We start from the raw sequence: 19,582 nt of genomic DNA, 5'->3' as shown, positions 1-19,582 counted from the left end.
CTTTATACACCTTGCACAAATATAGACCGTTCTTTAGCAGTCTACTACTAACGAAGTACTTTTATTTAAGCTATCGTTCTAATTGTCCGATACTATGCGGTGAATAGATATCAGAATGTGCTTACATAGATAAGACTTAAAATTTAGTTTTGTTGTCTCAAATGTGATAATTATTGCGTAATAATTTAAATGCTATGCCCTTAATTGCATTTATTTGTGATGAATGTTTTTGTTAATTCCTTAATGATCTCGTGGTCATCTTAGGTTGCAATGCCATTAATGATAAGTACAATAGCGTCCACCTAATGCACAGGCTGGTTAGAAATACTGCAGATATAGATATCATGCAGTTCGATATCCGGCATGTGCGGTAGAGGCGCGAATTGAATGAGTAGTTGTCGTTGGGGTGATGCCGATGAACGATGATGAAAGGTCTGTTCGCCGAAGTGACAGCGTCGATCAAAACCTGTTGCTGGGGTTGAACTCGAAGAGGGTCAACACTGCCATAGTCTATAATTTTAACTATGGAGCGCTACTGTAGGGGTTGGGTGGAGTGTTCACTTCCCTGTCGCTAAGTTCAACATGAGCTGGTCTGATTCGGCTGGTTTGTCTGCAGTAGATCTCTAACCAATATTATCTGGTTTTTGAAGATCATGAATTTAATTGATTTCGCATCATCTCCTTTATCTCTTTTGCCTCCGATAGTGGCATTGAGTCTCGCGATCATTACGCGACGTGTACTGGTTTCTCTGGGCGTCGGTATTTTACTCGGCGCTATTTTGCTCGCTGATTACTCGGTTGGCGGCGCGATGGGGTACGTGGGTACTACAGTGTCCAGTGTCTTTATAGAAGACGGCGGCATTAATACCTGGAACATGAGTATCGTTGGTTTCCTTATCCTGTTAGGCATGATGACCGCATTGCTGACGCTGTCAGGTGGCACACGCGCATTTGCTGAATGGGCTCAGGTCCGGGTGAAAAGCAAGCGCGGCTCAAAGCTGCTGGCGGCTTTCCTGGGTGTGTTTATTTTTGTCGATGACTATTTTAACAGCCTGGCTGTGGGGTCGATCTCCCGCCCTGTTACTGACCGTTTTTACGTTTCTCGGGCCAAGTTGGCGTACATTCTGGATTCCACTGCGGCACCAATGTGCGTGGTGATGCCAGCGTCAAGCTGGGGCGCGTACATTATGACCATCATCGGTGGTATTCTTGTATCACATGGCATCACTGAGTATTCCGCTCTGGGGGCATATCTGCGTCTGGTTCCGATGAATTTCTACGCGATTTTTGCACTGCTGATGGTCTTCGCCGTGGTGTGGTTCCAGCTTGATGTTGGTCAGATGCGCCGACATGAAATTCAGGCGTCTCAGGGACGCGGTTTCGACTCAGATAAAGAAAACGATGCTCAGGAAGCCCATGAGCTGAATGAAGAGCTGGACATCACTGAAAGTGAACATGGCAAAGTTTCTGATCTGATCCTGCCGATTGTGTTGCTGATTGTGGCGACGATTTCGGCAATGATCTACACCGGAGGCCAAGCGCTGGCTGCCGACGGTCAAACGTTCAACATCCTGGGGGCTTTCGAAAATACCGATGTAGGCAAATCACTGATTTACGGTGGTTTGGTTGGTTTGGTGATGGCGCTGTACACCGTCGTCAAGCAGAAGCTGCCGGTGTCAGATATCGCTAAAACGTTGTGGATCGGCGCCAAATCGATGTTTGGTGCGATCCTCATCCTTATTTTCGCCTGGACAATTGGCTCTGTGATCGGCGACATGAAAACCGGCGCTTATTTATCGTCGCTGGTGCAGGGGAACATCAACCCGCATTGGCTGCCGGTCATTCTGTTCTTGTTGTCTGGCCTGATGGCATTCTCTACCGGTACATCATGGGGCACGTTTGGGATTATGCTGCCCATTGCAGGGGACATGGCTGGCGCGACCGATTTAGCGTTAATGCTGCCGATGCTGAGTGCAGTGCTGGCGGGGTCGGTCTTTGGCGATCACTGTTCTCCGATTTCCGACACCACTATCTTATCGTCGACTGGTGCGCGTTGTAACCACATTGATCACGTGTCAACGCAGCTGCCTTATGCTCTGGCGGTGGCTCTGGTTTCGTCGATCGGCTTTGTGGTACTTGGGATGACGGCGTCAGTTGCGCTGTCTCTGGCGGCATCAAGTGTGTCTTTTGTGCTGGTTTGTGTCGTGATGTCGATGCTAGCCAAGTCGAAGATATCACGCTGTGAAGCGGCGTAACGGTGACACGGTCAAAATGAAAACTCCGCCTCAGGCGGAGTTTTTTGTTTGTAGCCAAAGCTGTGGCAATAACCAGATTTTCAACAAAGGTGTGTGGTGCGTATTACAGCTGCAAATTGTGCTTTTTGATCAGGCGATACAAGGTGGTTCGAGAGATACCTAGCTGGCGAGCGGCGGCACTCATGTTGTGCTTGTTGTCGGAAATGGCTTGCAACAGATAATCGAGATCAATTTGATCGCTGGCAGGCAACATCTGACGATCAATGACTTCCAGACCGAAGTCAGCGGCTTCCAGGTTGTCATCGTCGCTCATGATCAAGGCACGCTGAATGACATTTCTCAGTTCGCGTACATTTCCCGGCCAGGCGTGTTTAATTAACTGTTCCCTGGCATCTTCGGTAAGGGAAACCTGACGTGAGGGCGCAATTTTATTCAGGAAGAAACGGGCCAAGACTAAAACGTCAGCGCCGCGTTTTCTCAATGGCGGAATTTCGAGCGGAAGAATATTCAATCGATAGTATAAATCTTCACGAAAATTACCTTGAACTACTTCTTGCTTCAAGTCCACGTGGCTGGCGGCGATTACCCGGCAGTCGACAGAAATTACCCGTTCGGCTCCGACTTTGTGGATCTGCTTACTTTCCAGAAAGTGGAGCAGGTGGATCTGTAAATCAGCTGGCATGTCGCCAATTTCGTCCAGAAACAGCGTGCCGTGATTGGCTTGTTGAATGAAACCAGTGTGGTCTGAAACCGCACCAGTAAAGGCGCCTTTCTCGTGCCCGAACAGTTCTGAAGCGATCAGTCCACTGGGGATGGCGCCGCAGTTGACCTCCACAAAGGGGGCCAATCTTCTTGGCGACGCTTGATGGATGAGTCGGGCACACAAACCTTTGCCTACACCTGTTTCCCCCTGGATAAGCACTTCAGCGTCACATTTCGCGTATTTTTGAATCGCACAATGTAACCCTTTAACGCTTGGACTATCACCAATTAAAGGATACAGGTCAGCTTCGGATAGGTAATGAACTTTATCAGAATGACATCTACTCACGGTTCGACACTATTGGTTAGAACTCACACAGTAATAGTAGTCAGACCGTTCGTATTTGAGGTACGAAAGTCGTATCAATAATGAGAAGAGTTGGTAAATCTAAACTTGCTTTATACAACGAATAGCTTAGGTCAGTTTTGTCGTACATGGCAAGAAAGTTCACACCAAATAATAGGATTAGCGTGTCTAACGTGTTGATTATTGAATTGTATAATCAATAATTTTCAATAGGTTACGCTTGTCTTTGGACAAGGGCAAAAAAAAACATAAATTACTTGTTGAAAAATAAAATGACCTTAGTTAGTGTTGTAATCATCAAAACGAACACAACAGAACGTAAATAAGTATGCGCAATTTTGTAATGAACATTCATCATCACCATCATCCTGCTTAGTCTTTCGGGAGATGCGCGCATACCCGGGAGGCAGGAAACTCCCGGTGTTTAAAATCAAAGAATTCAGATTTAAAACCCTCGGGAGACCAGAATCTTCCGAGGGTTTTTTCGTTTAACTGGTTTTTTAATTTTAATTATCAATATCTTACACAGGGAATACGTAATGCAGACACAACGCCTAAGAATTGCCATCCAGAAAAAGGGCCGCCTGAGCAAAGAGAGTCAGGCTCTGTTGAAAAAATGTGGCGTCAAGTTCAACATCATGGGAGAGCGTCTGGTTGTTCACTCTTTGAATATGCCGATCGATTTGCTGCTGGTTCGTGATGATGACATTCCAGGCCTGATCATGGATGGGGTGGTCGATTTGGGCTTCATCGGTGAAAACGAACTGGAAGAAGTTCGCCTGGATCGCAAAGCCTTGGGTGAGCCGTGTGAATTTGTGACCTTGCGTCGTCTGGATTTTGGTGGGTGTCGCCTGTCCGTCGCCATTGATAAAGACGAGCAGTACACCGGCCCGCAGGACCTGGCCGGAAAGCGCATTGCGACAACTTACCCTCAATTACTTAAAGCCTACATGGACAAGCAGGGGGTGCCTTACTCAGCGTGTATGCTAACGGGGTCCGTCGAGGTTGCACCACGTGCTGGTCTGGCGGATGCGATTGCCGACTTGGTGTCGACCGGAGCTACGCTCGAAGCAAATGGCCTTAAAGAAGCGGAAGTGATCTTCGAGTCGAAAGCGACTTTGATCCAGCGTATGGGCGAATTTGATGCGGATAAAAAGGCACTGATTGAAAAGCTGTTGACGCGTATGCAAGGCGTGATTCAGGCCAAAGAGTCTAAATACATCATGCTGCATGCCCCGGTCGATAAACTGGAGCAGATCAAATCCTTGTTGCCGGGTGCCGAGGATCCAACCGTACTGCCGCTGTCTGCGGAAAAACAAAAAGTTGCCGTTCATTTGGTGAGTTCTGAAAACCTGTTCTGGGAAACCATGGAACAGCTCAAAGAACTGGGAGCCAGCTCTATTCTGGTTCTGCCAATTGAAAAAATGATGGAGTAATGAATCATGAGAACGGTAGTCTGGCCATCGTTAAGTGAGTCGCAACAAGACTCAATTCTGGAACGCCCTGCGATCGCAGAGGGGGCCAACATCACGGCCGCCGTGGCGGACGTGATTGCACAAGTCCGTAAAGGCGGCGACGCAGCTTTGTTGGAGCTGACAGCAAAATTCGACAACGTCACTCCGGCGTCGATCCGGGTTCCGACTGAGGAGATTGCCGCCGCTGCAGAGCGTCTATCCGACACCATGAAGCAGGCCCTGGATCAGGCGTATGCCAATATCGCTAAGTTCCACAAAGCGCAAAAGCCACAACCGATCAAAGTAGAAACCCAACCCGGCGTGGTGTGCGAACAGGTTACGCGCCCGATTCAGAAAGTGGGCTTATACATTCCGGGAGGCAGTGCGCCACTGCCATCGACGGTGTTGATGCTGGGCGTTCCGGCCAAAATTGCCGGTTGCCGTAAAGTGGTGCTGTGTTCTCCACCGCCGATCGCCGATGAAATTCTGTACGTTGCCCGTTTGTGTGGTATCGATGAAGTGTACAACGTTGGGGGGGGTCAGGCGATAGCGGCCATGGCCTACGGCACTGAAACGGTCAGCAAAGTCGATAAAATTTTCGGCCCGGGCAACGCTTATGTCACGGAAGCGAAGCGCCAGGTCAGCAATGATTTTCGTGGCGCGGCCATTGATATGCCCGCGGGGCCATCAGAAGTTTTGGTGCTCGCGGATGAAACGGCCGATCCTGATTTCATTGCCGCAGATTTGCTGAGTCAAGCAGAGCACGGCCCGGATTCTCAGGTGGTGTTGGTGACACCATCGCCGGTACTGGCTGACCAGGTAACGGACGCGGTTAAACGTCAGCTACAAGCGCTATCTCGCGCCTCGATCGCGCAGAAGGCATTGGCATCCAGCCTGATCATAATTGCGGAATCGCTGACACAAGCGGTGTCGATTTCGAACTACTACGGACCAGAGCATTTGATTGTACAAACCAAAAATCCGCGTGAGTTGCTGCCGTTGCTGGACAACGCAGGCTCGATTTTCCTGGGTGACTGGTCACCAGAGTCGGCGGGAGATTACGCGTCGGGAACGAATCACGTGCTGCCGACCTACGGTTACACCCGGACATATTCCAGCTTAGGACTGGCCGATTTTTCCAAACGCATGACCGTTCAGGAACTCTCAGCGCAAGGGTTGCAGAATTTAGCGCCGACCGTAGTGGCGATGGCAGAAGCTGAAGGGTTAGACGCGCACAAACGTGCAGTCACCATCCGAGTAGAAAAATTACAGAAGGAGCAGGCGTAATGGAAAGGCTGGCCCGAAAACAAGTGCAACAACTGACGCCTTATCTGTCGGCTCGACGTATTGGTGGTAGCGGGGATGTGTGGCTTAACGCTAACGAATCACCGTTCGACAATGAATATAAAACAGATTTCGCTCGCTTAAACCGTTACAGCGAATGCCAGCCGAAAGCATTGATCGAAGCGTACGCCGCGTACGCGGGGGTTCGCCCGGAGCAAGTGCTAACATCACGCGGCGCGGACGAGGGGATTGAGTTGCTGATCCGTGCTTTTTGTGAGCCGGGGGAGGATGCAATTCTGTTTTGTCCGCCAACCTATGGGATGTACGCCATCAGTGCGGAAACCATGGGGGTGGAACGAATAACCGTGCCGTTGACACCAGAGTGGCAACTTGACCTGCAGAACATCGAAGCCAATTTAGATAATGTTAAGTTGGTGTTCGTTTGCAGCCCGAACAACCCAACCGGTAATCTGGTCAAACGGGATGACATTCTTCGCTTGCTTGAGATGACGCAAGGCAAAGCGATTGTCGTGATGGATGAAGCCTACATTGATTTCTGCCCTGAAGCGTCAACAGTGGATTTGTTGCAACAATATCCGAATCTGGCGATTTTGCGCACTTTGTCCAAAGCGTTTGCGCTGGCGGGGCTGCGTTGTGGGTTTACACTGGCCAATGAATCGTTAATCAATGTGTTGCTGAAGGTGATCGCGCCTTACCCAGTGCCTGTGCCGGTGGCGGACATTGCGTTACAGGCGCTCTCTGAGTCGGGATTGGCTCGCACTAAGTTTCAGGTGCTGGATTTGAATGCCAACCGAGCGTATTTGCAAGTCGGATTGTCCATGGTCGCCGGGGTCGAAGTATTTGAAGGTTGGGGAAACTATCTGCTGGTGAAATTCCCGGATGGTGACGCTTTGTTCAAAGCCGCATGGGACAGCGGCATTATCTTACGTAATTCGCCGATAGAGAACTGCGTGCGCATCAGTGTTGGGAATCGTGAAGAGTGTGAAAAAACCGTCGCATTTATCCGAAATTACTACCTATCCCTATCCGCAATGTAACCGTAGCCAAGATAATCAAATAAAACACGGTACAGAATTGAATTGCTCCTGGTTGGCAGGAGCCCAGGAATAAAAAGGAAGTTTGAGTGAGCACACAACAGAAGATTTTATTTATCGACCGTGACGGGACATTGATAGAAGAGCCGCCAGTGGACTTTCAGGTTGACCGCCTCGATAAGCTGAAGTTGGAACCGAACGTGATCCCGAGTCTGCTGGCGTTACAGGATGCTGGCTACCGTCTGGTAATGGTTACCAACCAAGACGGTCTTGGGACCGACAGTTACCCGCAGGCTGATTTCGATGCGCCGCACAATATGATGATGGATATTTTTACCTCTCAGGGAGTGAAATTTGACGATGTGCTGATTTGTCCGCACTTTGAAGAAGACAACTGTTCATGCCGCAAACCTAAGCTGGGCATGGTCAAAGACTACTTGCAGGGGGGCAAAGTCGACTTTCAGCAGTCCGTTGTGATTGGCGATCGTCACACTGACCTGCAACTGGCTGAAAATATGGCTATTCGTGGCATTCAATACCACCCTCAAACCATGAACTGGTCACAGATCCTAAAAGAATTAACGGTTAAGGCCCGTATGGCCGAGGTGGTACGTACCACCAAGGAAACCGACATTAAGGTCGCGGTTAATCTTGATGAGCAGGGCGGCAACCAGATTTCCACCGGGTTGGGCTTTTTTGACCACATGCTGGACCAAATTGCCACGCACGGTGGGTTTCAGATGAAATGCCAGGTGGTGGGGGATTTACACATTGATGATCACCACACGGTCGAAGACACGGCGTTGGCCTTGGGCCAGGCGCTGAAGGAGGCCCTGGGTGACAAACGAGGCATCGGCCGTTTTGGTTTCAGTCTGCCGATGGATGAGTGTCTGGCGCAGTGTGCGTTGGATCTGTCTGGTCGGCCTTACCTGAAATTTGACGCCAAATTCAGCCGCGAACAAGTTGGGGACCTATCGACTGAAATGGTGTACCACTTCTTTCGTTCGTTAACCGACACGCTGGCGTGCACACTGCATTTATCCTCTGCGGGTGAAAACGATCACCATATCATTGAAAGCCTGTTTAAAGCCTTTGGACGTACGTTACGCCAGGCGGTTAAAGTGGAAGGCAACGAACTGCCGAGCAGTAAAGGAGTGCTGTAATGACCGCTGCAAAGATCGTCATCATTGATACTGGTTGCGCTAATGTTTCATCGGTTCGGTTTGCAATTGAGCGTCTCGGTTATGAGGTGACGGTGTCGAAAGACCCGGATGTCGTGCTGAATGCCGACAAACTGTTTTTACCCGGTGTCGGTACCGCCAGCGAAGCAATGAAAAACCTCGAAGAGCGTGACCTGATCACCCTGGTGAAACAGGTAGAAAAACCGCTACTGGGCATTTGTTTGGGCATGCAGTTACTGGGCAAGGTGTCTCAGGAGAAAGGCCAGAAAGCCGACGAACTGGTTGAATGTCTCGGTTTGTGTGACGGTGAGGTTAAACGCATGCAAACCGGCGACTTACCACTGCCTCACATGGGGTGGAATACCGTGACAGCGCAGCCAGGGCATCCGCTATTCACTGGCATCGAATCTGGTGAGTATTTCTATTTTGTACACAGTTTTGCGATGCCGGTGGGCGACTACACCATCGCTCAATGTGATTACGGCAATCCGTTTTCTGCGGCCGTACAAAGTGGCAATTACTATGGGGTGCAATTCCACCCGGAGCGCTCGTCGAAAGCCGGTTCACAACTGATTCAAAACTTCTTGGAATTATAAAAAGGGAATGCGTACGTGATTATTCCAGCACTCGATTTAATTGAAGGTCAGGTGGTTCGCCTTTATCAGGGCGATTACGGCCAGGTGACCGAGTATAAAGTGGATCCGGCGCAGCAGTTCGCGCTGTATCATCAGGCTGGCGCCAATTGGCTGCACCTGGTGGATCTGACTGGGGCTAAAGATATCTCAGCGCGTCAGCTTGATCTGATCGCCAAGCTGCTGGCCAGTACTCCAGCCAATATTCAGATTGGTGGTGGTGTCCGCACCGAACAGGATGTAATTGATCTTCTGGAAGCTGGCGCACAGCGTGTGGTCGTCGGCTCAACGGCGGTGAAACAACCCGCTCTAGTGAAAGGATGGATGGAAAAATACGGCGCAGAGAAAATTGTGCTGGCGTTGGACATCAATATCGACCAGGACGGCACGCGAAAGGTCGCGATCTCGGGCTGGCAGGAAGACAGCGGCGTGACGATCGAAGCCCTGCTGGACGATTATCTGACTGTCGGGCTGAAACACGTGTTGTGTACTGACATTTCCCGCGACGGTACGCTGGCAGGATCCAATGTCGAACTGTACGTGGATCTGTGTCAACAATATCCTCAGGTGCAATTCCAGTCGTCGGGCGGCATCGGTTCGCTGGCGGATATTGAAGCGCTTAAAGGCAGTGGTGTGGCAGGTGTCATTGTTGGCCGGGCGCTGTTGGATGGCAAATTCACCGCAGAGGAGGCATTTGCATGTTGGCAAAACGCATAATTCCGTGTCTGGACGTTCGCGATGGTCAGGTGGTGAAAGGCGTTCAGTTCCGCAATCACGAAATCATCGGTGACATCGTCCCGTTGGCCCAGCGCTATGCTGAAGAAGGCGCAGACGAACTGGTGTTTTACGACATTACCGCATCGAGTGATGGTCGCGTGGTCGATAAGAGCTGGGTTTCCCGGGTTGCTGAGGTGATTGATATTCCGTTTTGCGTCGCGGGCGGCATCAAATCCGCTCAGGATGCGGCGCGTATTCTGGAGTTTGGTGCCGACAAAGTCTCCATCAACTCGCCAGCACTGGCAAACCCGCAGCTAATTACTGAACTGGCGGATAAGTTTGGCGTGCAGTGTATTGTGGTGGGCATTGATTCCTATTACGACAAAGACACGGGCAAATATCAGGTCTACCAGTTCACCGGTGACGAAGCGCGCACTAAGGCTACACAATGGGAAACGCGCGATTGGGTGCAGGAAGTGCAACACCGCGGCGCAGGCGAAATTGTGCTGAACATGATGAACCAGGATGGCGTGCGCAATGGCTATGACATCGCGCAGCTAAATATGGTGCGTGAGGTGTGTCATGTACCTTTGATCGCATCGGGGGGGGCTGGCGCCATGGAGCACTTTGCTGAGGCTTACCAAAAAGCCAATGTGGACGGGGCACTGGCCGCTTCGGTCTTCCATAAACAGGTCATCAATATTGGTGAGCTGAAACAGTACTTGAAACAACAAGGAATCGAGGTGCGACTATGAGTTTTGAAGCCGCAGAAATAAGCGCACTGTCTGAGCGTATTGACTGGGAAAAAATCGACGGTTTGATTCCAGCAATAGTACAAGACTTTCAGTCCAGCCAAGTGCTGATGATGGGCTACATGAACCAAGAGGCGTTAAACAAAACTGGTGATACCGGTCAAGTAACGTTTTTCTCACGGACCAAGGGGCGATTGTGGACCAAAGGCGAAACGTCCGGCAACGTTCTTCGTCTGCAAAACATTGCGCTAGATTGTGACAACGATACCTTGTTGGTCAAAGTGAATCCCATTGGTCCCACTTGTCACACCGGTACAACAACATGCTGGGATGGCGATGTACAAGAGGAGTCACAAATGGTGTGGCTTCATCAACTTGAGCAGTTACTGGCTGCCCGCAAGAGTGCCGACCCGGATTCTTCTTATACCGCCAGTCTTTACGCCCGTGGTACCAAGCGTATTTCGCAAAAAGTGGGCGAAGAGGGCGTTGAAGTCGCGCTTGCGGCGACGTCGGGTGATAAGGCGGAGCTAGTGTGTGAATCCGCGGATCTGATCTATCACTTGCTGGTGCTGCTGCAGGATCAGGGGCTGTCGCTCAATGATGTGATCAACAAACTCAAAGAGCGTCACAAGTAGCGCTGCGCTTTATGATATAGTTTTCTCAGGCCGTAAGAATTTGGCTCTTACGGCCTTTTTTGTTGTACTTTGTTCAGCATACGATCTGGGTATGCTGACCCAAGAGAAATGAGGAATCCAATGGCTGGTCATAGTAAATGGGCGAACATTCGCCACCGAAAAGCGGCTCAAGACGCTAAACGCGGGAAGATCTTCACCAAACTGATTCGTGAAATTGTGGTGGCAGCGAAAGAAGGTGGTGGTGACGTGGAAAATAACCCGCGTCTGCGTGCGGCGATCGATAAAGCACTGTCCAATAATATGACCCGGGATACCATTAACCGAGCTGTGTCTCGCGGTGCCGGCGGGGAAGGGGACGACAACATGGAAACCGTGATCTACGAAGGCTACGGCCCGGGGGGGACGGCGGTCATGGTGGAATGTATGACGGACAATCGCAACCGAACGGTTTCTGGCGTACGTCACGCGTTTTCCAAAGCAGGCGGAAACCTGGGTACCGATGGCAGTGTAAATTACCTGTTTGATAAGAAAGGCGTGATTTCTTACGAGCCGGGATTGGATGAAGACGCGGTGATGGAAGTGGCGTTGGAAAGCGGTGCGGAAGACATCGAAACTGCTGATGACGGTGCGATTGATGTGTACACCACACCCGCAGAGTTTGGTGTGGTCAAAGATGCGCTGGATGCGGCGGGCTTTCTGGCGGCGAACGCGGAAGTGTCACTGGTTCCGTCAACCAAAGCGGACCTGGATGCTGACACCGCGCCTAAGCTACTGCGTTTGATTGATGCACTGGAAGACTTGGATGACGTGCAGGAAGTCTATCACAACGGCGATATTTCCGATGAGGTAGCCGCCGCGCTCTGAGCCATCAGAATATGCAGCACTAACAGGTACGCATTGCGTACCTGTTTTAGTTTCAGTCTGCGTCAGTTGAGAGGAAATTAATCATGCTGCTGGTGAAGTAAGCGTTTGAACCTGCAAATGATCTGTTTGCACGCACAATTTGGTATGCTTATCGGTATGACCTGTTCGCGCTGAACAGGCTGCCAATAATACGCAGTGCGCCCGAGAGTGGGCAGAGGAAGTGAGTATGTCCATCATCTTGGGTATCGACCCGGGCTCCCGAATTACCGGATATGGCGTGATCCGTCAGAACGGTCGCCATCTTCAGTATCTCGGTAGCGGTTGTATCCGCATGTCGGAGAAAGAGCTGCCGGGGCGTCTGCGTCAGATCTACGCAGGGGTAACCGAGATCATTACGCAGTTTCAGCCGGATGTCTTTGCCATCGAACAGGTTTTTATGGCAAAAAATGCCGATTCGGCGTTAAAGCTGGGGCAAGCCAGAGGCAGCGCGATTGTGGCGGCGGTGAATGCAGACCTGCCAGTTTTCGAATACGCAGCGAGACTGATTAAGCAGGCGGTTGTGGGGACGGGTGGTGCAGATAAAAAGCAGGTTCAGCACATGGTTCAGCATATGTTGAAACTGACTGCAAAACCTCAGGCGGATGCGGCGGATGCACTGGGCGTGGCGATTTGTCATGCTAACACCAATAAAACGCTGGTGGCGATGGCGGGCAAAGCAACCAGCGCTCGCCGTGGCCGGTATCGCTAACCGGGAAAGTGAGAGCTGACAAGCAGTTATCGACGCCTTTTTTGTTATCATTTTGTTAAATAACTAAAGTGGTAGGAGGTCTAATCAGAGCTTTGTATCACTATGACAATCAACCCGCTATCCTGGTGGCGTGCTTTCTGCCAGCCAGCAGACCCTCAATGGGATAACCAGACAGCACGTCAGGCTGACATCATCAGCCTGTTTACCTTTATTGCTTTTCTTGTGGGCGTATACAGCCTGTTGAAATGGTCACGCCACCAACACGAAGCGCTGATCATCACGTCCATTCTACTCATCCTGCTCGAACTCGCCTCCGCGATGTTACTGCGTGTCACGCGACGGGCGGGCTTGGCGCTGAACATCGGGTTTGTTGGCATGACACTACATGCCCTCAATATCATTTATCAAAGTGGCGGCATCGTGGATTCGACTCAGACCTATTGGGTGCCGCTGCTCATCGTGGCATTTTTCCTTTCCGGCACGCGTACGGTGGCGATTGTCTGGAGCCTTGGTGTGACTGTGATCGCCGCAGCCATGACGGCGGCGCGGCAACAAGGGTATGAGTTTCCTCAACTGCTCTTGAGCCCATCGGCCCAGGCGGTGGAAACTTGGTCTGGTGTGATGTTACCTCTGGTTGTCATTGCGGTGGCTCAGGCGTTTACGGCCCGCCAGCGCGATCGTGCGATTTACCAAGCGGAAAGTGCCTTAGCCAGCAGTGAACAGGCAATGGAGAATGTGGTCGCCGGAGAAAAGAAAATGGCGCACGTGCTTCATCAGGCCACCGACAATGCCGCACAGTTGCGAAATGTGTCGGGCCAACTGGAGTTTCAGGCGGCGGAATTAGACCAACAAGTGACTCAACTCAATCAGAACTGTGAATCGCAGGCGAGTGCGGCAGAACAGATGAGTCAGCAGGTGCATCTGCTCTCTGAAACAGTGGGGGAGTCATCGCGTTTTGTTCAGGCGCTGAAGCGGCAAAGTGAGCAGGTGGGCCAACAGGCCGGTAAAAGCAGCCAACTGCTTGATGCCTCCACCGCGGCAATGGACAAGATCATGACCAGCCACCAGGACATCATGAAAGTGGCCGACTTAATTACTTCAGTGGCGGAGCAGACCAACTTGCTGGCATTGAATGCGGCGATCGAAGCGGCGCGGGCAGGAGAGCAGGGGCGAGGGTTTGCTGTGGTGGCGGATCAGGTGCGTGAGTTGTCGGCGAAAAGCAGTCAGTCAGCGATTGAGATCCGTCAGTTGCTCGACAGTAGTGAGCAGGATGTCGAACAAGGACAAAAAGTGATGCAGGCCAGTGTTGGACAGATGAACGCGATCATTACTCAGGTAACAGGCATTTCGGGTGAGGTCGAACAATTGGTGACGGTGATGGGGCAACAGATGAGTTCACTCCAGGAACTCGATTTGGCCAGCAGTGACGTTGCTCGTGGGGTCAACGACACCAAAAGCGTGGCAACGGTTGTGGCCAGACAAGGGGAGAAACTGCATCAACAAGTGGATGATGTTCGCCGCCTGACGCACAATTTGGATCGAGTGGTATCAAAGGCCTGAAGCGACGACAAATCTGCACAAAGAACTGGATGTGTATCCAGTTCTTTATTATCCTGTCTCAAATTTCCTTCCAACAAGAGAACACAACGTGATTGGACGTCTTCGAGGCACATTGATCGAAAAACAACCCCCGGAACTGCTGATAGAAGTGAATGGCGTCGGCTATGAAGTACAAATGCCGATGAGCTGCTTTTACGAGCTGCCGAATACCGGAGAAGAAGCCGTCATCTACACTCATTTTGTTGTCCGTGAAGACGCTCAGTTGTTGTATGGTTTTAACACCGTGAAAGAGCGCGCACTGTTTCGTGAAGTCATCAAAGCCAACGGTGTTGGTCCGAAACTGGGGCTGGGCATTTTGTCCGGTATGACCGCCAGCCAGTTTGTGGCTTGTGTCGAGCGTGAAGATATTTCCACCTTGGTGAAATTACCCGGTGTGGGTAAGAAGACTGCCGAGCGATTGGTGGTGGAAATGAAAGACCGTCTGAAAGGATGGGGGGCTGGCGATCTGTTTACCCCGGCAACGGATGCGGCGCCAGTCGATTCTGCGCCAATGTCTGAGCAACAAGAAGCGGAAGAAGAAGCCATCAGCGCACTGCTGGCGCTGGGTTACAAACCGACTCAGGCGTCCAAAGTGGTGGCTCAGATTGCCCAGCCAGGGATGAGCAGCGAAGCGCTGATCCGTGACGCACTCAAGTCGATGGTTTAAGTGGATAAGTCAGGAAGCCCGTTATGATTGAAGCTGATCGCCTGATTGCCCCGGAAAATCCGGCATTTAAAGACGAAGACGTGATCGACCGAGCGATTCGACCGAAAAAGCTGGAAGACTACCAGGGGCAAGATCACGTCCGAGACCAGATGGAAATTTTCATCAAAGCCGCGCAGCTGCGTGAGGAAGCGCTTGACCACCTGTTGATATTTGGCCCGCCGGGCCTGGGTAAAACCACGTTGGCCAATATTGTTGCTAACGAAATGGGGGTGAATATCCGCACCACCTCGGGGCCAGTACTGGAAAAAGCCGGTGATCTGGCTGCGCTTTTGACCAACCTCGAAGAAAATGACGTTCTGTTCATCGATGAAATTCATCGTCTTAGTCCAGTGGTTGAAGAAGTGCTGTATCCGGCGATGGAAGATTACCAACTGGACATCATGATCGGGGAAGGTCCGGCCGCGCGTTCAATCAAAATTGATCTGCCGCCGTTCACCCTGATTGGGGCGACGACCAGAGCGGGATCGCTGACATCACCGCTGCGAGACCGTTTTGGCATTACGCAGCGTCTTGAGTATTACAAAATCCCCGACTTGCAGCATATTGTGCAGCGCAGTGCCGAGTGTTTGAGCCTGTCGATTGACCCGGAAGGGGCACTGGAGGTGGCGCGTCGTGCCCGTGGTACGCCACGTATCGCTAACCGCTTACTGCGCCGTGTCCGTGATTACGCGGAAGTGAAAGGCAATGGCCATATTTGTCCCGATATCGCCGACAAAGCGCTGAACATGCTGGATGTTGACCATCAGGGGTTTGACTACATGGACCGCAAGTTGCTGTTGGCCATCATGGAGAAATTTGGTGGCGGACCGGTGGGCATCGACAACATGGCTGCCGCCATAGGTGAAGAGCGTGACACGATAGAAGACGTACTCGAACCGTATCTGATCCAGCAGGGTTACCTGCAGCGCACGCCAAGAGGGCGAATCGCGACCGACAGGGCTTATCTCCACTTCGGAATTGAAAAATAAGGTTACCAAGCCGAACTTCACAGTTCGGCTTTTTATTTAGTGTGACCAAGCTCACTAAACCGCAAACTCGTATAACCCTTAGGGCGTAATGATCTATGGTGGGTTGTTATGGAGGTGTTTATCAACAATTCCGATAACTTGCTGTGGATCACTGAAATGCAACATCAAAATTCAAATTGGCTTGATTGAAATCAATTTGTCTGTTTTTTAGTCAAAAATGAGAGCGAAAACTTGACCTAAATCAAAGCGTTTTTCGCCTATAAACCTTTTGAAACAAGTTGTTTTTAGCAGTAATATTAGCCCTAGCTATATTAGCTGATGCTTAACAATTAACTAACCATTACGGTACATAATTGCAACAATATGATGTTTTTTATCAACAAGTTTCAATGTTGAACAACATGGGGGCTTGCGTTGCTCGTTATGTCGATAGTGTCATTTCAGCCGACACAAAGGAGTTACCATGATTGACGTCGTTGATCTATCGCGGTTGCAGTTTGCGCTCACTGCGATGTATCACTTCTTGTTCGTTCCACTGACTTTAGGTATGGCATTTCTGCTGGCCATCATGGAGTCACTCTATGTAATGACCGACAAGCAAATCTACAAGGACATGACCAAGTTCTGGGGTAAGCTGTTCGGTATTAACTTTGCTCTGGGTGTGGCTACCGGCCTGACCATGGAGTTCCAGTTTGGTACAAACTGGTCTTACTATTCCCACTATGTTGGTGACATTTTTGGTGCCCCTCTTGCTATTGAAGCCTTGGTGGCCTTCTTCCTAGAATCGACCTTTGTGGGTCTGTTCTTCTTTGGCTGGGATCGCCTGACAAAACGACAGCACCTCGCTGTAACGTGGTTAGTTGCTCTGGGTTCAAACTTCTCTGCACTGTGGATTCTGATTGCAAACGGCTGGATGCAAAATCCGGTAGGTGCTGAGTTCAACTTTGAAACCATGCGAATGGAAATGGTGAGCTTTGCTGAGGTTGTCTTCAACCCGGTTGCTCAGGTGAAATTCGTACACACTGTTTCTGCTGGCTATACGACTGGCGCGATGTTCATTCTAGGCATCAGCTCATACTACCTGTTGAAAGGTCGTGACATCGCATTCGCGCGTCGTTCTTTTGCTGTGGCAGCTTCATTTGGTATTGCGGCCATTCTGTCGACTCTGGTTCTGGGTGATGACTCAGGTTATGAACTGGGTGAAGTTCAGAAAGTGAAACTGGCGGCGATTGAAGCAGAATGGAACACGGAACCTGCGCCGGCGTCGTTCACCCTGTTTGGTCTACCAAATCAGGAAACAATGCACACTGATTACGCTATTAAGATCCCTTACGTAATGGGCATTATTGCTACCCGTTCACTCGATGAGCAGGTCACTGGCCTGAAGGATCTGCGTGCTGAGCACGTTGAGCGTATCCGTAACGGTATGTACGCTTACGAGCTGCTTGAAAAACTGCGTGCCGGTGACAAGTCGGAAGCCAACATGACTGCCTTCAACGAAGTGAAAGGCGATCTGGGTTACGGCCTGCTGCTAAAACGCTACACCGAAAACGTGACAGACGCGACTGAGCAACAGATCCAGGCGGCTGCTGATGATTCCATCCCGACGGTATGGCCTCTGTTCTGGTCTTTCCGCATCATGGTGGCGTGTGGCTTTGTCATGTTGTTTGTCTTCGGCGCGGCGTTCATTCAGACTTGTCGTCAGAAGATCGAACAGAAACGCTGGTTGCTCAAAGCGGCGCTGTTGAGTATTCCACTGCCTTGGATTGCGATTGAAGCCGGCTGGTTTGTTGCAGAGTACGGCCGTCAGCCTTGGGCTGTAGGTGAGATTCTGCCGACACACTTTGCGGCATCGGCACTGACTGCGACAGAGATCATCACATCGCTGGTGGCCATTTTGGCGCTGTACACCGCATTCCTGATTGCTGAAGTGTACCTGATGCTGAAATTTGCACGTAAAGGCCCAAGCAGCCTGAAAACGGGTCGCTACCACTTCGAACAGAATCCGCAATCTGCACAAGATAAGCTGGATCGCCAGGTAGAAGCGTAAGGCAAGGAGAGACTATTATGTTTGATTACGAAACTCTGCGACTGATCTGGTGGGTACTGATTGGTGTCCTGCTGGTTGGCTTCGCGATTACCGACGGTTTTGATATGGGGGTTGGTGCGCTGGTCCCTGTCATCGGTAAAGATGACACTGAACGCCGTATTATGATCAACTCAATTGCCCCACACTGGGACGGCAACCAGGTATGGTTGATCACCGCTGGTGGTGCGCTGTTTGCTGCGTGGCCACTGGTGTACGCAACGTCATTCTCTGGTTTTTACCTGGCGATGATCCTGACGCTGGCGGCGCTGTGGCTTCGTCCGGTCGGTCTGGACTACCGCTCTAAGATCGAAGATCCAAAATGGCGCAAAAACTGGGATATCTGTATCTCTATCAGTGGTTTCGTACCGCCACTTATCTTTGGTGTGGCGTTCGGTAACTTGTTGCAAGGCGTACCATTCAAGTTGAACGAACTGCTGATGCCGACATACCACGGCTCGTTCTTCGCCCTGCTCAACCCGTTTGCACTGCTGTGTGGTTTGGTCAGCCTGTTTATGATCATTATGCAGGGCGCGACCTGGCTGCAGATGAAAACCACTGGCGATCTGCATACCCGTGCTCGTGGCGTTGCGCAAATCATGGGGCTGCTGACTGTGGTTGCCTTCGTTGCGGCTGGTTTCTGGATTCAGAGCATCGACGGCTACGTGATCACCAGTGCTATCGACCACAATGCCGCGTCGAACCCACTCAATAAAGTGGTAGAAACGTCGGCGGGCGCATGGATGAACAACTTCAAGGAATACCCACTAATGTGGATTGCTCCGGCGCTGGGCGTGGTGATGCCGCTGCTGGCGGTGTTGGCATCACGCGTAGAAAAGTGTGGCTTTGCATTCCTGGCGTCCAGCCTGGGTAACGCCGGTGTCATTCTGACTGCTGGTTTTGCAATGTTCCCATTCGTTATGCCGTCTAGCCTGGTGGCCAGTAACAGCCTGACCATGTGGGATTCGACGTCAAGTGAACTGACTCTCGGTCTGATGACTGCTGTTGCGTTTGTGATGGTGCCGATCATTCTGGGTTACACGTCCTGGACCTACTACAAAATGTTTGGTCGTCTGGACAGCAAGTTCATTGAAGAAAACAAAAACTCACTATACTAAGGAGCCTTTACTATGTGGTATTTCGCATGGATTCTCGGTGTACTACTTGCTTGTGCATTCGGTATCATCAACGCTCTTTGGTTAGAGCATTCGGAAATGATGGACAAAGACAGTGAGTAACCTCGCTGAGCAGGTAACCCGCTTGCATGCTCCGGTGGATAAGGCTCTGTTGAGAGCTTTATCCCTTATCCTGGGCTTTATGCATGTGGGCTTGGTGATGTGGGACCCACACGCCTATGCCAATGCCATTGGTGGTTTTAACGTGATCATCGCGCCACTGATGATCTGGGCACTGTGCGCCAGCATGGTGTTTGGAATAGGTTTCAAACCAAGGCGCTGGTACTGGCAGGTTCTGTTCAGCCCGTACTTTTCGCTGGCGATTTTGCTCTATCTGACTTACCAGTATTTCGTGTGAGACAGATTGTAACAATTTACCTG

The 19,582-nt window shown here is 50.9% G+C and carries 19 protein-coding genes, 1 riboswitch and 1 other annotated feature; of the genes, 18 read left to right on the top strand and 1 reads right to left on the bottom strand.

Annotated elements, in window-relative coordinates:
- The first annotated feature begins 363 nt into the window (after nt 1-363).
- A riboswitch (Lysine riboswitch) is annotated at nt 364-543 on the top strand.
- Between the two features lie 110 nt (nt 544-653).
- Nucleotides 654-2,255 (top strand): Na+/H+ antiporter NhaC family protein, encoded by a 1,602-nt coding sequence (locus tag CAG64_RS16195; protein ID WP_040902267.1) that lies wholly within the window; start codon nt 654-656, stop codon nt 2,253-2,255.
- Between the two features lie 103 nt (nt 2,256-2,358).
- Here the strand turns inward: CAG64_RS16195 and CAG64_RS16190 are convergent, their stop codons facing one another.
- Nucleotides 2,359-3,306, bottom strand: coding sequence for a sigma-54 interaction domain-containing protein (locus CAG64_RS16190; protein WP_021704092.1), 948 nt, complete (start codon nt 3,304-3,306; stop codon nt 2,359-2,361).
- A 369-nt stretch (nt 3,307-3,675) separates the two neighbouring features.
- Nucleotides 3,676-3,812: a sequence feature (His leader region), on the top strand.
- Nucleotides 3,813-3,863: 51 nt separating this feature from the next.
- On the opposite strand from CAG64_RS16190, the gene hisG reads away from it, so the two are divergent.
- The 17 genes from hisG to ybgE all read left to right on the top strand — a co-directional run bounded on the left by hisG (nt 3,864) and on the right by ybgE (nt 19,559).
- Nucleotides 3,864-4,760, top strand: coding sequence for an ATP phosphoribosyltransferase (gene hisG / locus CAG64_RS16185; RefSeq protein WP_161453928.1), 897 nt, complete (start codon nt 3,864-3,866; stop codon nt 4,758-4,760).
- Nucleotides 4,761-4,766: 6 nt separating this feature from the next.
- Complete coding sequence (gene hisD, locus CAG64_RS16180) at nt 4,767-6,065, top strand: histidinol dehydrogenase (RefSeq protein WP_161457219.1); 1,299 nt, start codon at nt 4,767-4,769, stop codon at nt 6,063-6,065.
- Nucleotides 6,065-7,120, top strand: coding sequence for a histidinol-phosphate transaminase (gene hisC / locus CAG64_RS16175; RefSeq protein ID WP_161457220.1), 1,056 nt, complete (start codon nt 6,065-6,067; stop codon nt 7,118-7,120). The genes hisD and hisC overlap by 1 nt, the downstream gene beginning before the upstream one ends.
- 86 nt (nt 7,121-7,206) lie before the next feature.
- Nucleotides 7,207-8,280: a bifunctional histidinol-phosphatase/imidazoleglycerol-phosphate dehydratase HisB gene (gene hisB / locus CAG64_RS16170; protein WP_161457221.1), complete on the top strand. Its 1,074-nt coding sequence runs from the start codon at nt 7,207-7,209 to the stop codon at nt 8,278-8,280.
- Nucleotides 8,280-8,894: an imidazole glycerol phosphate synthase subunit HisH gene (gene hisH / locus CAG64_RS16165; RefSeq protein ID WP_021704087.1), complete on the top strand. Its 615-nt coding sequence runs from the start codon at nt 8,280-8,282 to the stop codon at nt 8,892-8,894. Before hisB ends, hisH begins: the two co-directional genes overlap by 1 nt.
- A gap of 15 nt (nt 8,895-8,909) precedes the next feature.
- Nucleotides 8,910-9,647, top strand: coding sequence for a 1-(5-phosphoribosyl)-5-[(5-phosphoribosylamino)methylideneamino]imidazole-4-carboxamide isomerase (gene hisA, locus CAG64_RS16160; RefSeq protein ID WP_161457222.1), 738 nt, complete (start codon nt 8,910-8,912; stop codon nt 9,645-9,647).
- Entirely contained in the window at nt 9,629-10,402 is a 774-nt protein-coding gene (gene hisF / locus CAG64_RS16155) for an imidazole glycerol phosphate synthase subunit HisF (protein ID WP_161453923.1), read from the top strand. The genes hisA and hisF overlap by 19 nt, the downstream gene beginning before the upstream one ends.
- Entirely contained in the window at nt 10,399-11,034 is a 636-nt protein-coding gene (gene hisIE / locus CAG64_RS16150; RefSeq protein ID WP_021704084.1) for a bifunctional phosphoribosyl-AMP cyclohydrolase/phosphoribosyl-ATP diphosphatase HisIE, read from the top strand. Before hisF ends, hisIE begins: the two co-directional genes overlap by 4 nt.
- 120 nt (nt 11,035-11,154) lie before the next feature.
- Entirely contained in the window at nt 11,155-11,898 is a 744-nt protein-coding gene (locus CAG64_RS16145; RefSeq protein WP_161453921.1) for a YebC/PmpR family DNA-binding transcriptional regulator, read from the top strand.
- A gap of 226 nt (nt 11,899-12,124) precedes the next feature.
- Complete coding sequence (ruvC, locus tag CAG64_RS16140) at nt 12,125-12,646, top strand: crossover junction endodeoxyribonuclease RuvC (RefSeq protein WP_161457223.1); 522 nt, start codon at nt 12,125-12,127, stop codon at nt 12,644-12,646.
- A gap of 108 nt (nt 12,647-12,754) precedes the next feature.
- Nucleotides 12,755-14,206 carry a methyl-accepting chemotaxis protein gene (locus tag CAG64_RS16135; protein WP_443084064.1) on the top strand — a complete coding sequence of 484 codons (1,452 nt, stop codon included), beginning with the start codon at nt 12,755-12,757 and terminating at the stop codon, nt 14,204-14,206.
- A gap of 88 nt (nt 14,207-14,294) precedes the next feature.
- A complete protein-coding gene (gene ruvA, locus CAG64_RS16130) occupies nt 14,295-14,912 on the top strand; it encodes a Holliday junction branch migration protein RuvA (protein WP_161457225.1) in 618 nt (205 codons plus the stop codon).
- A gap of 23 nt (nt 14,913-14,935) precedes the next feature.
- Nucleotides 14,936-15,940, top strand: coding sequence for a Holliday junction branch migration DNA helicase RuvB (gene ruvB / locus CAG64_RS16125; RefSeq protein ID WP_161457226.1), 1,005 nt, complete (start codon nt 14,936-14,938; stop codon nt 15,938-15,940).
- Between the two features lie 463 nt (nt 15,941-16,403).
- A complete protein-coding gene (gene cydA, locus CAG64_RS16120) occupies nt 16,404-17,990 on the top strand; it encodes a cytochrome ubiquinol oxidase subunit I (protein ID WP_021703737.1) in 1,587 nt (528 codons plus the stop codon).
- 17 nt (nt 17,991-18,007) lie between these two features.
- Nucleotides 18,008-19,144: a cytochrome d ubiquinol oxidase subunit II gene (gene cydB / locus CAG64_RS16115; RefSeq protein WP_021703736.1), complete on the top strand. Its 1,137-nt coding sequence runs from the start codon at nt 18,008-18,010 to the stop codon at nt 19,142-19,144.
- A 12-nt stretch (nt 19,145-19,156) separates the two neighbouring features.
- Nucleotides 19,157-19,264, top strand: coding sequence for a cytochrome bd-I oxidase subunit CydX (cydX, locus tag CAG64_RS16110; RefSeq protein WP_000270284.1), 108 nt, complete (start codon nt 19,157-19,159; stop codon nt 19,262-19,264).
- Nucleotides 19,257-19,559 (top strand): cyd operon protein YbgE, encoded by a 303-nt coding sequence (gene ybgE, locus CAG64_RS16105; protein ID WP_161457227.1) that lies wholly within the window; start codon nt 19,257-19,259, stop codon nt 19,557-19,559. Before cydX ends, ybgE begins: the two co-directional genes overlap by 8 nt.
- Nucleotides 19,560-19,582 lie beyond the last annotated feature (23 nt).

Source organism: Vibrio sp. V38_P2S17PM301, assembly GCF_009904845.1.
Classification (GTDB): domain Bacteria; phylum Pseudomonadota; class Gammaproteobacteria; order Enterobacterales; family Vibrionaceae; genus Vibrio; species Vibrio proteolyticus.
The sequence above is the reverse complement of the archived record's forward strand: the minus strand, read 5'-3'. Positions and strand labels throughout refer to the sequence as shown.